Consider the following 19657-nt stretch of genomic DNA (forward strand, 5'->3'; position numbering starts at 1 on the left):
TCACCGGTAGTCGTCCGCAGGCGTCGAATCATGCTGGTTGATGACAACCCGGATGCCGTAGACGCGCTCGGCATGTTCCTTGAACTTGACGGTCACCATGTTGCGGTGTTTCACGACCCTGTCACCGCATTGGCCGCTGCCGAGCGCTTGAGGCCCGAGATCGCCATCCTGGACATAGGGCTGCCTGTGATGAGCGGCTATGAACTCGCCGCAAGAATCCGTTCGGTTCTGGGCGACGCGCCGTGCCGTCTTGTTGCTCTTACCGGCTACGGGCAGGATGCAGACAGGGCTAGAAGTAAGGCGGCCGGCTTCGAACAGCATTTTGTCAAACCCGTCGACCCTCAGAGCGTGGTTCAGCTGGTCAATGATTCCGCAGGTGTGCCGAGCGTCATTGAGAACGCCGACGTTTCCAGAGTTCCGCAAACCCTTAATAACGGGCCCTAAGGCGTCAGAGACCGGTCTGATGTGGGAGCCAAGCCGGCGCCCTGAAGCCAAAGCCGGCCATGCAACGGTCGGACTGGCGGCGCCGTGTCGTGCGCGAGCGGCACTACCCGACCCATACCGGCCAGTCATGCCGGCCCCACATCTGGCAAAAATCGGATGACAAGGGGACACTCGTAGCAGGGAGATCTCTCAAGATTCCCCCCTTCCAAGCACGCCCTTCAATCGCTTGAGAAACCATCGGCCAGCGGGGCCGGGTGGCGTGTCTTTTCGATAGATTGCAAACATGGCAATGGGCGGCGTATGCGGTTGGAAGGCCTCAATCCGCAATGGGATCAAGGTGCCGGCATTCAGATCCGCCTGAACCATCGCAAGGGGCATGTGACCCCACCCGAAGCCAGCGCGCAGAAATGCATGTTTGGCACCCAGATCCGCAAGACGCCAGATCTGTGGAGAGAACACGCCGAAGGTAGCGCCTTGGGTCAGCGTTGTACGGTCCGTTAGCACCAGTTGGACGTGGTCCTTGAGTTCAGTTGGCAGGATAACTTCCTTGAGGGACGCCAACGCGTGCGAGGACGCGGCGACCGTTACCATAGGCACATCAAGCAATTTCTCCGCATCCAGAATTGCTGGAACTGATGGCATTGAGCCGCTGATCCCGAGCCGGCACGTCTGCGCGAGTACGGGTTGCATGACTGCGCCGAGCGCCTCGACGTAAAGCCGCAGAGGTGTATGAGGAAATTCTCGGCGAAACGCACCGACGGCGTCCGTCAGCGATGCCATCGGGTACATGACGTCTACCACAACAGACAACTCAGGTTCGAGTCCGTCGGCGATCGCTCGCGCCTTGGACTTGAAGCCGTCCATGCCACCTACCACCAGCCGCGCCTGGGCAAGGAGCACCGTCCCTTGCTCCGTAAGCCGGGGGTAGCGCCCTGTCCGATCAAAAAGCCGCACCCCGATCTGTCCTTCAAGGTTTGCCAGCGTATGACTGACAACCGACTGCGCTCGCCGCAATTTGCGGCCCGCCGCTGAGAAGCTGCCTTCGTCCGCGGCGGCAATGAATGTGCGTAACTGATCGAGCGAGACGGCGTCCAGCATGTATCGGCTCCGTAGATGGATTGCATCTAAAAATATACGCTTCCTCGATAGATGTCGAGTCTCTAAGCTTCCGTCATCCACTCTTACAAAGGATGCACGAGATGAAATCAGACCTGAACGTCAGCGCCCACATCGACCGTTCCGCCGTACCGGCGATAGGCCGCATGCTTATTGCCATCATTTTCCTTGTCAGCGGCCTCGCCAAACTTGTGGCCCCTGGAGCAACCATGGCCTACATCGGATCGCTAGGCCTGCCAGCGCCCGCGTTGGGCCTTGTCGGCGCATTGGCACTTGAACTGGCGGGTGCCGTGCTCCTCACAGTCGGCTACAGAACGAGACTCGTTGCGCTGGTACTGGCGCTATACGCCGTGGTGACCGCGCTGATCTTTCATCACGCGCTGGCGGACCAGAACCAGATGTTCCATTTCCTCAAGAACCTTGCTATGGCCGGCGGCCTCCTGCAGGTCGTGGCATTTGGCGCGGGAGCTTTCAGCGTCGACAACCACCGTGCGCCGGAACATCGTGTAGTCGCCTGACGGTCGGCCTTGGAGGAGATACGCACGTGAACATCGCAACGCAACTTCTGCAGCAACACTTTCAATGGCTGACGAACGACCAGCAGCAGTGGCAAAAACTGATCGCCGACGACATCGTATGGGATTTGCCATACGCCCCCAGCCTCGGACATCCGTTGCAACTAGACGGCCGTGACGCCGTTCAGAGGCACGTCGCCTGGTTTGTCAGCTCAGTCAAGAACTTCCGATTCTCCGATGCGGTGATCATCGCCACTAGCGACCCTGAGTGTGCGGTCGCGCGCGTGCGTGCCGAAGGCCTGATCCCCGCCACCGGGCGGACCTATCGGCAGGAATACGTCGTCTTTCTTACCGCCCGGGACGGCCGGATCGCGCACCTGCGCGAGTACTTCGATCCCGTACAAGCCGCGCTCGCGCTCGATGCCCCTATCGTGGGCGTTTCTTCCAGGAGTATCTGATGAGAGCCGTACAAGCGGCTGCCTACGGCAGCCCAGACATCCTCGCGCTTGCCGAACTGGACGACCCGGTGCCCGGCGATAGCGAAGTGCTGATCGACATCGCCGCTGCTTCCGTGAATCCGATCGACTGGAAAATTATCAGTGGCGCCATGAAAGCGTTCTACCGCTGCCGTTGCCGTTCACGCCCGGCGTCGATGCTGCGGGCACGGTCATCGCCGTTGGACGCAACGTCACCACGCTGAGACCGGGCGATGAGGTGATGGGATTTATCGGCATCGTCGGTGCATTCGCCACGCGCGCTGTTGTCAACGCTAACCGCCTTGCGCGCAAACCGGCGTCCCTCAGTTTCCTTGAGGCGGCTGCCATTCCCGCCGCGTCGCTTACGGCCTGGCAGGCGCTGCACGAACATGGCGGGTTGCGGGCCGGTCAACGAGTCCTGATTCATGCTGCCGCAGGTGGTGTGGGCAGTGCAGCTGTCCAGCTGGCAAAGCTGGCCGGCGCCGATGTGACTGCCACGGCGTCGGCCGGCAATCGGAGCTATGTCCAAGACCTGGGTGCCATGGACGTCATCGACTACACCCAGGAAGACTTTGCGGCGCGGACATCGAAATTTGATTTGGTGCTAGACCTCGTAGGTGGGGATACGCAGGCGCGATCGTGGTCCGTGCTGCAGCGGGGAGGAGTACTGGTGTCGACCGTCAGCAAGCCAGACTCTGCCCGCGGCAAGGACGTCGGTGCCACCGGCAAAAACTTCGCGGCGCACGCCGATGGATCATTGCTTGCCAGGCTGGCCGCACGTTATGCCTCAGGCGAATTGCGCACACATATCGATTCCGTCTTACCGTTTTCCAACGCAAGCCATGCCCTCACACAAAGCATGACCGGCCATGTGCGCGGCAAGGTGGTTCTCGACATGCACCAGGCGGAGTTCAGGTCCCGAAGCGGACCGCCGGCGAGAGGGTAAATGACTCGCGCATGTCGCGCACCTCCTCGACCGGCGTCCGGCCAAACAGGCGCTTGAACTCCCGGCTGAACTGCGACGCGCTTTCGTACCCGACGCGACTGGCTGCCGCCGCCGCAGTCACACCATCGCGGATCATCATGAGGCGTGCCTGATGAAGGCGGGTCGATTTGATGTACTGGATCGGCGATGTCTGGGTCACGGTACGGAAGTTGGCGTGAAAGGCAGGCACGCTCATGCCCGCTTCCTCGGCAAGACGCGCAACGTTGAGCGGCTCCGCGTACTCTGCGTGGATCCGCTTGAGTGCCCGCGCGACGCGTCCGAAGCGGCCGTGATGTGCCAGTGCGGCGCGCATTGCCGCACCCTGCTCGCCGGTGAGTACCCGGTAACAGATCTCGCGCACGATTGCCGGACCCAGTACCTGTGCATCGAGCGGCTCAGTCAAGGCTTCAAGCAATCGTATCGTCGCGTCTGCGAGGTTACGGTCAAGCGGTGTTGAGACGATGCCGGCCGGCGGCGCTTCGGGAAGTTGTTTCGCCGCACCGATCTGCGCGATCAGTTCGCTCAGTTCGAGCAGGTCCAGTCGGACCGATACGGCAAGCATCGGCTCGTCTGGCGAGGCCTGCGTTTCCGTCGAAAACGGCAGTGGGACCGACAGCACCAGATAGTGCTGCGCATCGTAGACGTAGCTCTCGTTGCCCAGGAATCCAAGCTTGCGCCCCTGGCAAACGATCACGATGCTTGGCTCGTACAACACTGGCGTGCGCCCCAAAGGCCGATCGGATCGCATCAGCCGCACACTGTCGAGCGCCGACTGGGTGTACCCCTCGTTAGGCGCAAGTTTCTCAAGTAGCCGGACCATCCGGATGGAAGCCAATTTGCGATTGTTCAGCACCACGCTCTCCCAAAGCCGCAACAGACGGCATTTTATTCGTGCCCTGCAGTAAAGCGCCAAGTGAGTGAATAGGATTAGGCAAACATGGCATCGCTCCGTGTATTCGCATGGAACACCGTCTTATCTACCATTCACTCACCGGCCGACGATCACATACAGCTTCGACTGGCCGTGCAGCGGTAATGTCGTGCGTTCCGAGCTATCTGACCGGCGCGACCATTTGCGAACCCAACGATAGGAGTATGCAAGATGTCCATCACATCTACCGAGTCCAAAGTCATTCTGATCACAGGTGCAAGCAGCGGCATTGGCGAGGGCGCCGCCCGTTTGCTGGCCGCGCAAGGCCATCGACTTGTCATTGGCGCGCGTCGTACCGACCGGCTGGTCGAGCTGGCGGATTCGCTGCAGTCAGCCGGCGGCATCGTCCGCTATCGCGAACTCGACGTCACGTCGTCCGAGGACGTCGAGGCTTTCGCTCGCTTTGCGCTTGACACCTTTGGCCGCATCGACGTGCTTGTCAACAATGCGGGCGTGATGCCCCTTTCACCGTTGAGCGCGCTGAAGGTCACTGAGTGGAACCGGATGATCGACGTGAACATTCGTGGCGTACTGCACGGCATTGCGGCGGTCCTGCCGGTCATGGATCAGCAGGGCCAAGGCCAGATAATCAATATCTCGTCGATCGGTGGATTATCCGTAACCCCGACCGCAGCCGTCTACTGCGCTACCAAGTTTGCCGTCCGGGCCATTTCCGACGGGCTGCGCCAGGAGACGGACAAGATTCGCGTGACGGTGATCTGCCCGGGCGTCGTGGAATCCGAACTGGCCGAATCAATCTCCGACGACACCGCCCGGTCGGCCATGCAGGAGTTCCGCCGCATTGCGATCAGGCCAGACGCCATCGCCCGCGCCATCGCTTACGCAGTGGAGCAGCCGGCCGATGTCGACGTCAGCGAAATAGTCGTACGTCCCACAGCAAGCCCGTTCTGAAACCCGGGCACTATCAACAGTTAATCTGGAAGATCATTAAGGAGTCCATCATGACATCACTCAATCGAGAAACCGGAAACTTCGCGGGCAAAGTCGCCATCGTCACCGGTGCGGCGAGCGGTATTGGCCTGGCAACTACGGAATTGCTGCATGCCCAGGGTGCGAACGTAATCGCAGTCGGGCGCAGCGCAAACATCGAGGCGCTGGCCCGCCCGGGTATCGTGCCCCTCATCGCCGATGTGGCACGCGAGGAAAGTGCCGTGCAGGCCGTCGCCGCTGCGTTGGACCAGTTTGGCAAGCTAGACATCCTCGTCAACAATGCCGCGATCATCATCAACAAGCCGGTCGTTGAGATGTCGCTTGAGGACTGGAACAGCATCCAGGCAGTCAACGCCACTGGCGCGTTCCTGTTCTCACGGGAAGCCGTGCGCGCGATGATGCCGGCAAAGACCGGCGCCATCGTCAACGTAGGTTCTTACGCGTGCTATCAGGCGTTCCCGACGATCGCGGCGTATGCGGCCTCCAAGGGCGCGCTGGCGCAGTTGACGCGCACCTTGTCGCTGGAAGCAATCGAGCATGGCATCCGCGTCAATGCAGTCGGCTCCGGCGACGTCATCACCAACATCACCAATCACATCCATGCTGATGGCCAGGCGTTCCTTGCGGAGCACGGCAAAAAGGCGCCGATCCGGCGCGCGGCTCAGCCCATGGAGATTGCTGAGGTAATCGCCTTCCTGGCGTCGGAAAAGGCCAGCTTCATGGTCGGTGCTGTGGTGATGGCCGACGGCGGCATGAGCGTCGCCTTGCCGTAACCATATATCCATTTAACTTTCAAATAAGAGGACATTCATCATGAATTCAGCATCGCGTACCTGGTTCATCACTGGCGCATCAAAAGGCGTCGGCCAGAAGCTTGTTCGCCATCTGCTTGACCAAGGCCACCGCGTCGCCGCCACGTCGCGCACCGCGGCATCGCTGACGGAGGCGTTCGGTCAGACATCCGACCAATTCCTTCCGCTCGAAGTGGATCTCATGAGCGAAAAAAGCATTGGACAGGCAATCGAGAAGTCCATGCAGACTTTCGGCGCCATCGATGTGGTTGTGAATAACGCTGGATATGCACAGCAAGGGGCGGTCGAGGCCCTGTCCGACGACGAGCTTCGCCAGAATTTTGAAGTCAACTTCTTCGCACCGGTGGTCGTACTGCGCCATGCGCTGCCCCATCTGCGTAGGCAGCGCAGTGGACACATCATCAACATCTCGTCGATTGTCGGCTACCAGGGCGGATATGCGGGCTGGGGCAGCTACGTTGCGAGCAAGTTCGCACTGGCAGGCCTGACGGAGTCGCTGAGCGCCGAAGTTGCCGAACTCGGCATTCGAGCCACGGTGGTTTATCCGGGTCCTGTCCGCACTGACTTTCTGTCGAGCGGCGCGCTCGCAGTAGCAAAGCGACAGATCGACGACTACTCGGAGGCGAAGGCGTCGCTCGACCTGCATCTCGGCACGCTGCATGGCCGTCAGGACGGAGACCCGGACAAGCTGGCCCTGCTGATCATCCAGGCAGCCAGTGTCGAGGCGCCGCCGCTGCATCTGTTCGCCGGCAAGATCGCCAACGAGCTCGCGGCAGTCAAGGCGACCGCTGTCGCGCGAGACCTGGACGCGTGGAGGGGTTCTTCCGAGGCCACCGACTTTTCGGACTAGGTCCGGGAGCCTTCCATACCGAAGAAAGGGGCAGTCGCATACCCCGGTTTGTTCGGACTCTTCAGTGCTGCAACAGCCATAGATTGTTGCAGCATTCGACTGCCAGATCCGCTCCTAGCAACCGCATTAATCGCAAGGAACAAGAACCATGAGAAATGAAACGTCAAAGGTGTGGCTTGTGACTGGCTGCTCGACTGGTTTTGGCCGCTTCATTGCCCGACATCTCCTCGATAGCGGCGAAAAAGTGGTCGCCACCGCACGCAAGCCCGAAACGATTGACGAGTTGCGTTCCAAAGGGGATGCAGTTGTTCTACCGCTGGACGTCACTGATCGAGACCAGTGCCAGAATGCAGTCGAGGCCGCAGAAGCGCACTTCGGCCGGATCGATGTTCTGGTCAACAACGCCGGTATCGGATTTTTTGGAGCAGTGGAGGAAACCGCGGAATCCGACGCGCGGCGATTGTTCTAGGTGAATTTCTTCGGTACGGCAAATATGATCCACGCTGTATTGCCCGGGATGCGCGCGCGCCGTAGCGGGATGATCATCAACCTGACATCCATCGGTGGGATGGTCGGATTTACGGGCGTCGGTTACTACTGCGCCAGCAAGTTCGCCGTAGAGGGACTATCGGACACGCTCCGCAAAGAAGTCGAACCATTAGGTATCAAGATCATGGCTGTCGAGCCGAGCGGCTTCCGAACGGAGTGGGCGAACTCGTCAAGTGAAGTGCAGGCTTTCATTGAAGACTATGACTGCACGGCCGGCGACGCTCGCCGCGCATATCATGCCTCAGTAGGACACCAGCGGGGTGACCCGGCTCGTGCTGCCGAGGCAATCCGCGAGGCGGCTCATGCGGTGCAGCCGCCTCATCATCTGCTTCTCGGGAATGACGCGGTGGACGCGGCGCTTGAGCACATCGACGCGCTACGGGCCAACGTCGCCGCTTGGGAAGAGCTCTCGCGGTCGGCCGATTTCCCGGCCGCCTGACTACGTTGCTCGCTTCAGCACAATGTCCGGACCTCGCGGCACATTGTGCGGCAGGCACGCTGCTGCGGCTCCTTTTGGGCAGCGATCGTGCGAGGGCCTTTGCTGATGAAGGCCCTCGCTTTCCCCGGCATTTGCATATTGCGGGAAATCCGCGGTCCGTTCAGCCGGGACACTTCTTCCGCACATTCAGGATCGGTACAGATGGGTGACTACTCCTCCGGCAAACCCGGTGACCTCCTCGCCGGTGGCGGCCGCCATCACCAGATTTTCCCCACGCTGACTGAGCGACAGGTTGCGTTGCTGGACCGATATGGCGAGCGCCGCATGCTGAAGGTTGGGGACGTGCTGTTTGCTCAAGGTGATCGGCATATACCAATGTTTGCGATCGTTTCGGGAACCATCGAGGCGACTCGCAATTCTCTCGATGGGTCTCGCCCCATCGGCGTACACGGTCCGGGTTGTTTTACTGGCGAAGTTGGCACGCTTGCTGGCCGGGCGGCCATCGCGACCGCGCGCGCCCTGACGGATTGCGAGGTGATCGTTATCGACGAAGAGTCGTTGCGCGCGCTGGTGGTCACGGAGGCGGAACTAGGTGAAACGATTATGCGCGCCTATATTTTGCGGCGGGTCGCGTTCATTAGTGACCAGCATGGCGGGCTCGTTCTTATCGCCACCTCTGCATCGGCCGAAACCCATGCACTGCGCCACTTTCTCGGTCGTAACGGTCAACCTTTCGCATACTTTGATGTCGGCGAGCATCCCGAGGCCGCAGAAATGATCGAGCACTACGGCGTCACAGAAGCGGACATCCCGGTCGTTATCACACTAGAAGGTAACGTTCTAAAGCGGCCCACGCATCGTGCCGTTGCAGACGCGATAGGACTGAGCCCTGACCGGCTGAATGGCGGGCGCTTTGACGTGGCCGTGGTCGGTGCGGGTCCGGCGGGCCTGGCGGCCGCGGTGTACGCCGCATCGGAAGGTCTGCGCGTCGCCGTTCTTGACACCAAGGCGCCAGGGGGGCAGGCCGCAACCAGTTCAAAAATCGAAAATTACTTTGGGTTTCCAACGGGTATTTCTGGTCTGGCGCTAGCGGGCCGGGGCTTGTCGCAGTGCCGGAAGTTTGGCGCCGAGGTGGGGGTGCCCATCGAAGCGATAGCAATCAGGTGCGGCGACGACTCGACCTTTCATATCAACCTTAGTCACAATGAGCACATCTACGCCCGCGCGGTAATCGTCGCAACGGGTGCACGGTACCGCAAGCCCAATCTGGCTAATTTCGAAAACTTCGAGGGGCGCGGTGTCTACTACAGCGCGACTCACATGGAGGCAGCGCTTTGCAGTAACGAAGAAGTGGTTGTTGTCGGCGGCGGCAATTCGGCAGGGCAGGCTGCCGTGTTTCTGTCGGCGTTTGCACGGCACGTACACGTCATGATCCGCGGCGACAACATAAGCGCAAGCATGTCAGACTACCTGATCAGGCGCATTGAGGCAGCGGCCAACATCACCGTGCACGTCAGAACGCAAATTGTCGAACTTGAGGGCGAAGAGCGACTTGAGCGCATTAAGTGGGAACATCAAGGCGAGACGGAGCAGAGAGCTATCCGGCATGCGTTCCTGTTCCTTGGTGCACAGCCGAATACTGCCTGGCTGGGGGACTGCGTTGCGCTAGACAAGCACGGATTTGTGCTGACTGGCCCGGACGTAGGCATGGCATGGAGCAACGGGCGCCGTCCGCATTCCTTGGAAACGAGCCGACCCGGCATCTTTGCAGTGGGCGACGTACGAAGCGGCTCTGTCAAGCGTGTTGCAGCAGCTGTCGGCGAAGGCGCTGCGGCAGTTCAGTCACTGCATCAGTATCTCGCCCTAACTAGTTGACAACAGCGTCGCATTGGCATGCGAGTGGCTGAACAACTGCTTTCGGCGACGTCTCTTATGGGATACGAAGCGGCCATAGGCTCAATACGATCAACGACCGCAAGTGGCCGATCCCGGAAGCGACTTTTTGCGTTCTTCATCGGTGAACTACGGATTGTTGGTCAGCGCAACACGAGCTCGTCGCTTCAGGGATAGGGCCTCAACTGGGCAACGCCGCGCTTTGCTTTACATAAGGAACATAGCGCCGTTACGTAGTATTACTACCTATATCTCGCATTATTAGAGGTTTCAAGAAGCGAGTCACTGATGATCCGTGGCAGCTCGTCGATGAATCGAAGCGCCATCCGGCGGACCCAACCTGAACGAGTTCGGCCAGAACGAGACACTCGCTGACAGGCACAGCGGGACAAACAAACGTCTCAATTTCCGCTAAAGCGGTCATGGAGAGTACACGCACTGCTCGCTACTCATCTGTCTACGCCGCCGATACTCGCATGATCGAAATATGCAGTGGTCGAGCGATGGATAATGCACCGGCCGACGATCAAAGTGCGGAGAAGGCGCTCATGGCAGGCCTTCGCGAAGCGGCGGCGTCATGGCGTCGCGATGCTGAAAGCGCAGTGCCGGGATAAGCTCACGGAGTAAGGCGAGTGCGGCCAAATAAATAACGGACTCGCGCCGCGTCAGGCTACAAAGTCTTCAGAATGCGCGAACACGCACGACGCGTTCGCTTCAATCCAACACGATATTCAGCGAAGACACCCCTCCATCGGGCGTTGCTGCTGGACGCGTTCTTTCGCGCGTCTGATGGCTTCGTCGAAGGACGGTTCGGTCGCCACGTGGCGGTTGTCGACGGTGACGAACCATCGGTCGTGCGCCTGGCACCAGCGCACGCGCCGGTCCTGCATGAGCAGTGAGAACCAGCGCCAGACTTCGGCGTCATCGGCGTTCGCGCCGGCGGCCGCCATGACGCGTCGGCCATGCAACGATTGAGACATCGGCAACATACGGTTTTCTCTCAATTTGGATCGCATCAAGATCAATGCTTCGACGACCCAAGCGGTCGGCAATGGACATCAGAGCGGAGATGAACACGAACAGCTGCGTGAATAGACGCCGCCGTCGTCACGCACCACGATGCGCTTGTTCGCCGCGCGCGGGCGTCCATACGAAGGCGAGCGCCGAGATCACCGCGCCCGCGAGCGCATGCTTCATGACGGCACGTCAGCTGTACTGAAGAGGTTCGTCGCTGCGCGGTTTGTCGTCTTCCAATTCTTCTCAGTTGCATGATGCAGGGCCCCGAAACGCGCTCGGGGACCGCAAGGGTTGTAGGGTACTTAGAAACGATGACGCAGCGACAGCCGCAGCGCGAACTGGTGGTTGCTCGCCGAGGGCGTCTGCCCGTTGATGGCCGCGACGGCGGACTGGCCGTACGAATCGGTGCCGCTTGCGCGCTGGTACACGCCGATCGCGTAGAGATCGGTGCGCTTTGACAGCAGGTAATCGGCGCCTACGCCAACCTGATTGTAATGCGCTGCGACGCGATCGTTGGCGCCGCTGGAACGCACATACTCGTACACCGCGCCACCGAGCAGCGAGGGCGTTGCCTGAAGCGTATAGCTCGCCTCGACCGTGTCGAACTTGCCGGTGCCGCCATAGCGAAGCGTGTTCGGGCCGTCGCCGGCTTCGAGATGCTTGAACTGCACATTGTTGTAGTTCAGCGCGACCGACGATGCTCCGAACTTGTACGATGCGCCCGTCGCGATGACTTGATAGGTCTGAGCCGAGCTATAGCCGCCGAAGATCGGATTCGACTGTGCGGCCGTCGCCGAGCCGAATGAGCCCATGTTGTTGCTGGTCGCTGCGGTGCCGGACGAGGGATTGGTGCCGAAGAACGAATAGTTCGGATCCCGCGCGTTCAGGTAAGCCGCGCCGATCGACAACGGTCCGCGCGAGAAGCCGACGCCTAGCGAGTAGACCTGATTGCGTCCGGTGCTGCCCGCCACGCCGCCCGGGCTGTAGAGGCCGCCGAACGAGAAGCCGCCGTAGTCCTTGCTGCGGAACTTGACCGAGTTGTTGACGCGCCGGGTGTTGCCCTGATTGTCGATGTCGCCCGGCTGGCTGGCCGGATAACCGCCCCACATCGCGACGGTCGAGTACGGCTGCACGAAGTCCACCACCGAGTCGTACTGGCGGCCGGCGGTCGCTGTGCCGTAGGGCGTGGTCAGTCCGACGAACGCCTGCCTTCCGAATTCCGCGCCGCCCTGGCCGAGCGTGCCGCTCTGGATGTTGAAGCCGTTTTCCAGCGTGGCGATGGCCCCGTAACCGCCGCCCAGGTCTTCCTTCACGCGCATGCCCCAGCGGCTGCCGCTGATGCCGCCCGAGCCGCCGTCCTGCATGCTGAACTGCGACGCGCCCTTGAGCGCGCCATTCGCGCGTCCGGTCTGCGCGTTGCTGGTGTAGTTGATGCCGACATCGATGACGCCATAGAGCGTGACACTGCTTTGCGCGGCGCAGGGAACCGCGACGGCGATCGAAGAGAGGGTCGCCCCTGCTAACAAGCTTCTTTTCATTATGTACGTCTATCCGGTTGCTTTTCGATGATCGCGGGGAACGAGAGTGAAGCGAGAGGTGAGTGGCGTGTATCTCGTTGGTCCCGCGCGCTAAGCCGGCCGGCTGACCGGGCTGGAAGCGACTATCCGGAAACGCGAAACCAGCGTCAAACTACGAATATTCACTAAGTCTTGTAGTTTCTTCATCCTGAGGCGCGGACGAACGAAGGCGCCGGGGCACAGTGTCCCGGCGCCTTCGTTTACCACTAGCGCTGGCTTTGACCCAGCAGCGCCTCGCGCGCACGCGCGAGCCGCGCCGCCGCTTCGCCTATTTCCCCTATATCCGGCGCAGCGAACGAAAGACGGAATGCGGCGGCATCGGTTTGATCGGCATAGAAGGCCTTGCCCGGCACGAACAGCACCTTCTGCTCGATCGCATGCTTCAGCAGTTCCGATGAATCCGTCCCGTCCATGCGCGCCCAGACGAACATGCCGCCTTCCGGCCGCTGGAATTGCAGCGCGCCCGCGAGCTGCACATCGAGTGCATCGCACAAGGCCTCGCACTTACGCCGATACTGCTCCGCGATGCGCGGCAGGTGTTCCCTCAGCGCGCCCTGTGCGAGATACGCGGCGGCAATCGCCTGCATCCACGGCGCGCTGCACAGGTCGGCCGTTTGCTTGGCGACGGTGCAGCGCCGGACGATGTCCGCAGGCGCGACGGTCCAGCCAATCCGTATCCCCGGCGCCACCACCTTGGACAGACTGCCGAAGTACACGACGCGCTCACGTCCGCCGTCGATGTCCTGCGCCACCTTCAGCAGCGAAGGCAAGGCCTCGCCGGCAAAACGCAGGTCGGCATAAGGCTCGTCCTCGACAATAAGGAAGCCATGCTTCACCGCCAGTTCGACAAGTGCCTTGCGACGTTCGAGCGACAACGTCGCGCCCGTCGGATTGGCGAACGTCGGTACGGTGTACAGCAGCTTCGGACGTCCCGCCTCGCCGCTTTCGAGCATCGCCGCGAGCCGCGCGACATCCAGCCCTTGTGCATCCACCGGCACCGTGACGATGCGCGCCTGCTGCATCTTCAGCGCCTGCAAGGTGGCGGGATACGCGGGCTGCTCGGTGAGCACGGCATCGCCGGGAGCGACCAGCACGCGCAGCAGCAGATCGAAGCCCTGTTGCGAGCCGGTCGTCACCATCAGCTGATCCGCAGGCACCGTCACGCCGCGTTGCTGCATGAGCTGCGCGAGCGCGTCCTTGAGCTCGGGCAGGCCATCGGTGGGACCGTATTGCAGGCAGCGCGCGGGCTGCGTCCAGGCCTGTGCGGCGGCGCGCTGCAAGCCGTCGGTATCGAACAGATCGCTCGCCGGATAACCGCCCGCGAGCGAGATCATTCCTGGCTCGCCGAGATACTTGAACAACTCGCGGATCGGCGAGCCGCCGGGGTTCCGGAACGGCTCAGTGAAGTCGTACATCACGATAATTCCAGAACGCGCGGCTTACTCGATCGAAAAGTCGATGCCCTGGGCCAGCGGCAACGCGGACGAATAGTTGACGGTGTTGGTGGCACGGCGCATATAGCCCTTCCATGCGTCGGAGCCGGACTCGCGGCCGCCGCCGGTTTCCTTCTCGCCGCCGAACGCGCCGCCGATCTCCGCGCCGCTCGGCCCGATGTTCACGTTGGCAATGCCGCAATCGCTGCCCGAATCCGAGAGGAAGCGCTCGGCCTCGCGCAAGTCGGTCGTGAACACGCACGACGACAGGCCATGCGACGCCGCATTGTTCGCTTCGATCGCTTCGCTGAATTCGCGGTACTTCATCACGTAGAGAATCGGCGCGAAGGTTTCCTTCAGCATCACCGCGGTCTGCGACGGCATCTCGACGATGGCCGGACGCACGTAGTAACCGTTCTCGCGGCCCGCCACGACGTGACGCTCACCGCCCGTCACCGTGCCGCCTTCGTCCTTCGCCTGCGCGAGCGCGGCCTGCATGCGTTCGAACGATTGCGCGTCGATCAGCGGGCCCATCAGCGTGCCGGCCGCAAGCGGATCGCCGATGGCGACCTTGCTGTAGAGCGTCTTCAGGCGCGCGACGGTCTGCTCATACACGCTCTCGTGAACGAACAGGCGGCGCAGCGTCGTGCAACGCTGGCCCGCCGTGCCGACTGCCGAGAACAGGATGCCGCGCAGCGCGAGTTCGCTGTCGGCGGTGCCGGTCACGATGCCCGCGTTGTTGCCGCCGAGTTCGAGGATCGAGCGGCCGAAGCGCTTCGCCACCTCGATGCCCACCGTGCGCCCCATCTCCGTGCTGCCGGTCGCGCTGACGACCGACGAGCGCGGGTCCGCGACGAGTTGGGCACCGATCTCGCGGCCGCCATTGATGACGCAGGTGAGGCCCGCGGGTGCATCGCCGAATTCAGCGAGCGCGTCTTCGAGAATGCGGTCCACGGCGAGTGCCGTCAGCGGCGTCTTGTCCGACGGCTTCCAGATCACGGCATTACCGCACACAAGTGCGAGCGCCGCGTTCCATGACCACACGGCCGCCGGGAAGTTGAACGCGGAGATCACGGTACAGACGCCGAGCGGATGCCACGATTCCGCCATGCGATGGCCAGGACGCTCCGACGCGATGGTCAGGCCGTACAGCTGCCGCGACAGACCGACCGCGAAGTCGCAGATGTCAATCATTTCCTGCACTTCGCCCATGCCTTCCTGAAGGATCTTGCCGGTCTCCAGCGTGATGATGCGTCCGAGCACTTCCTTCTTCTCGCGCAGCTTGTTGCCGAGCAGGCGCACAAGTTCGCCGCGACGCGGCGCGGGCACGTTCCGCCAGGCTTCGCTGGCGGTCTTCGCGGCGGCGAGCGCGGCATCGGCTTGCGCCTGCGTGTGGCTCTTCACGTGGCCGACAACGGTGCCGTCGATCGGCGATCGCACGACGATATCGCCTTCTTCGGCCAGACGCGAGATGCCCAGATCGGAAAGTATGGTGGAAGCTTTCAAGGATGGTTCTCCAGTGGAACTGACCCGATTGTGCGAGTGCGCGCAATCGGGCTCAAGCGAGTTAATTGCAGGACTTGATGCGCTTCACGCATCAAGCGAAGTGAGTTCGCGCTGTGGCGCAGCCTTGCGCGTGCCGTGTTGCAGCGCGCGTTGCAGCAATTGCGCGACATGCAGCGTGTGGCGCTGCGCGCCGTGCGCGATCTGCTCTCGGCAACTGAAGCCGTTGGTGACGATCAGCGTGTCCCGCTGCGCCGCGCGCACGAGCGGCAACAGCTTGTCTTCGCCGATCTTCATCGAAAGCTCGTAATGGTCCGCATTGAAGCCGAACGAACCGGCCATGCCGCAGCAGCCGGTATCGAGCAGCTTCCAGCGCACGCCGAGACGCCCGAGCAGCGCGGTTTCCTTCTTCATGCCGAACAGCGTCTTCTGGTGACAATGACCGTGCAGCAGCACGTCGGCGTCAAGGGTCGGCCAGTCGAAGTCGGCATCGGCGACGAAGTCCGAGAACATTAAGGTCTGGCGCGCCAGTTGATGCGCGAGCGGATCGTCGGGAAGCAGCTTGACCAGTTCGTCACGGAACACCGACAGGCAGCCTGGCTCCAGACCAACCAAGGGCGTGCCCGCGCGGATCTCATCGGCGAAGGTGTCGAGCACGTCGCGCAGCATCGCGCGCGCTTCGTCGAGCAAGCCGTAGTCGTACAGCGGACGGCCGCAGCACAGACGCTTCTTCGGCAGCACGACCTCATAGCCCAGCGCGGCCAGCACGTCGCTTGCGGCGTGCGCCACGTCCGGCGTGAAGTGGTCGTTGAAGGTATCGATCCAGAAGAGCACCTTGCGCGTCGGCTTCGCAGCGCTGCGATGACCTTGCGCCGCCGCCGTCGCACGGAAGGTGCGCGGCGCGAACACCGGCAACGCGCGATTCTTCGCCACGCCGGCGATCCATTTGCTCACCGGCGCCAGCGGCCGGAACGAAGTCGCGAGATTGGCAAGCCACGGCGCGCGCGCGGCAAACGGCGCCCACTGTCCGATGCGCCCCATGAACCACGCCTGCCGCGGACGCCGCCTGCGGGCGTAGTGATGCGACAGAAATTCGGCCTTGTACGAGGCCATGTCGGTATGCGTCGGACAGTCGCTGCGGCAGCCCTTGCACGCAAGACACGTGTCCAGCGCTTCCTTGACTTCGACGCTGTCCCAGCCGTCCTTGATGACGTCGCCTTGCAGCATCTCCCACAGCAGATGCGCGCGGCCACGCGTCGACTGGCGTTCCTCGCGGCTGCCGCGAAAGCTCGGGCACATCGTGCCGCCATCGAGCGAGCGGCACTTGCCCATGCCGATGCAGCGCTCCACCGCGCGCTGCATGCCGTCGCCTTCGGGACTGCGGAAGGTGAGCTTCGTCTGCAACTGCACGGGCTTGTACGCGGGACCCATGCGCAGGTTTTCGTCAGCGCGATAGGCGTTCACGACCTTGCCCGGATTCAGGCGCTGCGCCGGGTCCCAGATGGCCTTGAACTGCTCCATCGCCGAGATGATGTCGGGGCTGTACATGATCGGCAGGAACTCGGCCTTGGCCTGACCGTCGCCATGTTCGCCCGACAGCGAGCCGCCGAATTCCACGACCAGTTCCGCCGCCTCGCGCAGGAATCGCCGCCACACCAGCACGCCTTCCCCGCTGCGCAGATCGAAGGTGATGCGCGCGTGCACGCAGCCATCGCCGAAATGACCATACAGGCAGGTCTCGTAGCCATGACGGTCCACGAGCGCCTGGAAGCGCCGCAGATAATCGCCGAGGCGCAACGGATCCACCGCTGCATCCTCCCAGCCGATGATCGGGTCGGGCTTCGACGGATCCACCGACAACGCCACCGCCGACGCACCCGTCTCGCGGATCGACCAGATCAGCGCCTGCTTCGCCTTCTCCTCGACGACCAGGCCCGTCACGTCGGAGCCACCCGCCCCGGACAGGAAGAACGCGCGCGCTTCCTCGGCCTGCGCACGGGCTTCGGCGGGGGTATCGGCGCCGAATTCGAGCACTACCCACGCATCGCCTTCCGGCAGCAGCGCGATTTCATCGGCCTTGAGGCCACGCGCCTGCAGGCCGCGAATGATGCCGCGATCCAGCCCTTCGATCGCAATGGGACCAAAGCGCTCGAAGTGCGCGACGCCGTCCGCCGCGACGAAGATATCCGTGAAGCCGAGCACGAGGATCACGCGGCTCGCCGGACTGCGGACGAGGCGCACCTTGGCGCGCAGCGTCACCGCACACGTGCCTTCCGTGCCCACCAGCGCCCGCGCGACGTTGAAGCCGTTCTCCGGCAGCAATTGATCGAGATTGAAGCCGGACACGCGGCGGCGGATCTGCGGAAACTCGCGGCGGATTGCGTCGGCGTAGCGGTCCCGCAGGTCGCGCAACTGGCGGTAGATCTCGCCCTGCCGCCCGCCGTCCGCGATGATGCGGTCGAGTTCATCGGGCGCAGTCGGACCGGTCCAGAAGCGCGCGCCGTCATAGGTGAGCACTTCAAGCGCCTCGACGTTCTCGGCGGTCTTGCCCGCCATCACCGAATGCGCTCCGCACGAGTTGTTGGCGATCATGCCGCCGAGCGTGCAGCGGCTGTGCGTCGCCGGGTCCGGGCCGAACGTAAGGCCATGCGCGCCCGCCGCATCGCGCAGCGTGTCGCAGATCACGCCCGGCTCGACAATCGCCGTGCGCGCTTCGGGATCGATCGACACGACCCGGTTCACGTACTTGCTCGCGTCGGCTACGACCGCGACGTTCACGCACTGCCCGTTCTGCGACGTGCCGCCGCCGCGCGTCAGGAACGGCACGTCATGTTGACGGCATAGTTCGAGCGCACGCGCGAGGTCATCGACATCGCGCGGCACCACGACGCCCAGCGGCACCTGCCGGTAATTGGACGCATCCGACGCGTAAAGCGCCTTCGCGCCGGCATCGAAGCGCACTTCGCCGCGCAACGCGGCCGAGAGGTCGCGTTGCAGCGACAGCAACTGGGCGGCATCCGCCGCATACGGCTGCGCGCTCACCTTACTTCGCCGCGCCGGCGGTCATCTTGAAGATGCCCTGCGCATTGCCGGCATCGAAGCGCAGGTCGGTGACCCAGGCGCGCGCCGCGCGGTCGAACTCGCGCTTGCGCGTGATGAATTCGTAAAACGAGCCCGGCACCTTGCGCGTGACCGTGTCGCCGTTGGCCGTGCGGAACGTGCGCTCGACCGTGTCCGCGCGATACGCCGTCTGGAACACGCGTCCGGAACGCGAGCGTTCGACTTCGGGCTTCATCGGACGGCCCTTGGCCTTTTCGTCGTCGGAGAGCTGGAACACATCGGCGACGCGGTCGGTCGCGTGATTGAAGCCGTTGCCCTCGGTCGCGATCCACGCCATTTCCGCCGATTCCGCCAGCAGCAGTTCATAGTCGGCCAGCATGGGCACGTCGTGCTGACGCTCGAATGCGCCGACGATCACCGGCAGCAGCTGGTGCGCCGCGTCGATGGGCAGCGAGCCGTCGCGCTCCAGTTCCGACAGTTGCGCGACCGCCAGCGGCGTGAGCGGATCGCGCGATGCGCCCACCACATTTGTCACGGCCTGCTGGAAGGTCTCCGAGAAGCGCTCGGGGTGCAGTTCGCTCACGAAGAACTGCGCGATCTCATCGGGCGCGTCTTCATGGGCATAGGAACGGCCGGTCATGCCGAGCTTGTCGAGCGGATAGCGGCCGTTCAGCCGGAAGCCGAGCGGCCGGAGAATGCGGGTGAACGCGGCTTCGCCCGGCGGCAGGCCGCCGTTTTGCGGCCAGCGCACCGTGCGCAGCGCGCCATGGTCGAAATACACGGAGCCGCCGTTGGCGATGGCTTCGTCCGTATATGTACGGCCGTTCGGCGAACGCGCGAGCAGGCCTTCGAAGAGCGCCATGTTCATCGCCTGGGCGAGTTCGGCGCGCGTGACGGTGCCGGATTCCCAGTCGTTCAGGATCGAAGGGGCATTCAGGGTCTTGAAAAGCAAGCCCGTCTTCTCGGAGCCGAGCAGACGCTCGAGCAGACTTTCGATATTCGTATTTCGCATGGTCGCCTGATATCGCGGGGGGACGTCGGCCGCGGGCCTCACGCACGATGGCGGAGCCGCAAACGGCAAGGTCGCATTATTTTTAATCGTTGTG

General features: G+C 62.6%; 17 protein-coding genes and 1 pseudogene. 10 read left to right on the forward strand and 8 right to left on the reverse strand.

Annotated elements, in window-relative coordinates; all coding sequences use genetic code 11:
- Window positions 1–444 (forward strand): response regulator (locus NCT05_RS32385; protein ID WP_250504123.1); only part of this gene is annotated, 444 nt, incomplete at its 5' end.
- A gap of 189 nt (window positions 445–633) precedes the next feature.
- Here the strand turns inward: NCT05_RS32385 and NCT05_RS32390 are convergent.
- Window positions 634–1542, reverse strand: coding sequence for a LysR family transcriptional regulator (locus NCT05_RS32390; RefSeq protein ID WP_250504124.1), 909 nt, complete (start codon window positions 1540–1542; stop codon window positions 634–636).
- A gap of 92 nt (window positions 1543–1634) precedes the next feature.
- Here NCT05_RS32390 and NCT05_RS32395 point away from each other — a divergent pair, with 92 nt between their 5' ends.
- Genes NCT05_RS32395 through NCT05_RS32410 form a run of 4 tightly spaced genes read left to right on the forward strand, consistent with a single transcriptional unit; the run spans window position 1635 to window position 3497 of the window.
- Window positions 1635–2078 carry a DoxX family protein gene (locus NCT05_RS32395; protein WP_250504125.1) on the forward strand — a complete coding sequence of 148 codons (444 nt, stop codon included), beginning with the start codon at window positions 1635–1637 and terminating at the stop codon, window positions 2076–2078.
- A 26-nt stretch (window positions 2079–2104) separates the two neighbouring features.
- Complete coding sequence (locus NCT05_RS32400; protein WP_250504126.1) at window positions 2105–2533, forward strand: nuclear transport factor 2 family protein; 429 nt, start codon at window positions 2105–2107, stop codon at window positions 2531–2533.
- On the forward strand, window positions 2533–2775 hold the full coding sequence (locus NCT05_RS32405; RefSeq protein ID WP_250504127.1) for a hypothetical protein: 243 nt from the start codon (window positions 2533–2535) through the stop codon (window positions 2773–2775). The genes NCT05_RS32400 and NCT05_RS32405 overlap by 1 nt, the downstream gene beginning before the upstream one ends.
- A complete protein-coding gene (locus tag NCT05_RS32410) occupies window positions 2706–3497 on the forward strand; it encodes an NADP-dependent oxidoreductase (protein ID WP_250504128.1) in 792 nt (263 codons plus the stop codon). The genes NCT05_RS32405 and NCT05_RS32410 overlap by 70 nt, the downstream gene beginning before the upstream one ends.
- Here NCT05_RS32410 and NCT05_RS32415 read toward each other — a convergent pair.
- Window positions 3463–4356 (reverse strand): AraC family transcriptional regulator, encoded by an 894-nt coding sequence (locus tag NCT05_RS32415; protein ID WP_250504241.1) that lies wholly within the window; start codon window positions 4354–4356, stop codon window positions 3463–3465. The genes NCT05_RS32410 and NCT05_RS32415 overlap by 35 nt on opposite strands.
- A 282-nt stretch (window positions 4357–4638) precedes the next feature.
- On the opposite strand from NCT05_RS32415, the gene NCT05_RS32420 reads away from it, so the two are divergent.
- The 5 genes and pseudogenes from NCT05_RS32420 (at window position 4639) to NCT05_RS36890 (ending at window position 9943) form a co-directional block, all read left to right on the forward strand.
- Window positions 4639–5379: an SDR family oxidoreductase gene (locus tag NCT05_RS32420; protein ID WP_250504129.1), complete on the forward strand. Its 741-nt coding sequence runs from the start codon at window positions 4639–4641 to the stop codon at window positions 5377–5379.
- 50 nt (window positions 5380–5429) lie between these two features.
- Window positions 5430–6191 carry an SDR family NAD(P)-dependent oxidoreductase gene (locus NCT05_RS32425; RefSeq protein ID WP_250504130.1) on the forward strand — a complete coding sequence of 254 codons (762 nt, stop codon included), beginning with the start codon at window positions 5430–5432 and terminating at the stop codon, window positions 6189–6191.
- 40 nt (window positions 6192–6231) lie between these two features.
- Window positions 6232–7080, forward strand: coding sequence for an SDR family oxidoreductase (locus NCT05_RS32430; protein WP_250504131.1), 849 nt, complete (start codon window positions 6232–6234; stop codon window positions 7078–7080).
- A 148-nt stretch (window positions 7081–7228) separates the two neighbouring features.
- Window positions 7229–8068, forward strand: a pseudogene (locus NCT05_RS32435) (oxidoreductase).
- A 201-nt stretch (window positions 8069–8269) separates the two neighbouring features.
- On the forward strand, window positions 8270–9943 hold the full coding sequence (locus NCT05_RS36890) for an FAD-dependent oxidoreductase (protein WP_284507614.1): 1674 nt from the start codon (window positions 8270–8272) through the stop codon (window positions 9941–9943).
- A gap of 749 nt (window positions 9944–10692) precedes the next feature.
- Here the strand turns inward: NCT05_RS36890 and NCT05_RS32450 are convergent.
- The 6 genes from NCT05_RS32450 to NCT05_RS32475 all read right to left on the reverse strand — a co-directional run bounded on the left by NCT05_RS32450 (window position 10693) and on the right by NCT05_RS32475 (window position 19563).
- Complete coding sequence (locus NCT05_RS32450) at window positions 10693–10911, reverse strand: hypothetical protein (RefSeq protein ID WP_250504132.1); 219 nt, start codon at window positions 10909–10911, stop codon at window positions 10693–10695.
- A 369-nt stretch (window positions 10912–11280) separates the two neighbouring features.
- A complete protein-coding gene (locus NCT05_RS32455) occupies window positions 11281–12516 on the reverse strand; it encodes a porin (protein ID WP_250504133.1) in 1236 nt (411 codons plus the stop codon).
- A 245-nt stretch (window positions 12517–12761) separates the two neighbouring features.
- On the reverse strand, window positions 12762–13970 hold the full coding sequence (locus tag NCT05_RS32460) for an aminotransferase-like domain-containing protein (RefSeq protein WP_250504134.1): 1209 nt from the start codon (window positions 13968–13970) through the stop codon (window positions 12762–12764).
- Between the two features lie 24 nt (window positions 13971–13994).
- Complete coding sequence (gene amaB, locus NCT05_RS32465) at window positions 13995–15494, reverse strand: L-piperidine-6-carboxylate dehydrogenase (RefSeq protein WP_250504136.1); 1500 nt, start codon at window positions 15492–15494, stop codon at window positions 13995–13997.
- 84 nt (window positions 15495–15578) lie between these two features.
- The gene (locus NCT05_RS32470) at window positions 15579–18533 is read right to left on the reverse strand and encodes an FAD-binding and (Fe-S)-binding domain-containing protein (RefSeq protein ID WP_250504138.1); all 2955 of its coding nucleotides are present in this window, start codon (window positions 18531–18533) and stop codon (window positions 15579–15581) included.
- Window position 18534: 1 nt separating this feature from the next.
- Window positions 18535–19563: a DUF1338 domain-containing protein gene (locus NCT05_RS32475; protein WP_250504139.1), complete on the reverse strand. Its 1029-nt coding sequence runs from the start codon at window positions 19561–19563 to the stop codon at window positions 18535–18537.
- Window positions 19564–19657 lie beyond the last annotated feature (94 nt).

It is taken from the genome of Caballeronia sp. AZ7_KS35, assembly GCF_023631045.1.
Classification (GTDB): Bacteria; Pseudomonadota; Gammaproteobacteria; order Burkholderiales; family Burkholderiaceae; genus Caballeronia; species Caballeronia zhejiangensis.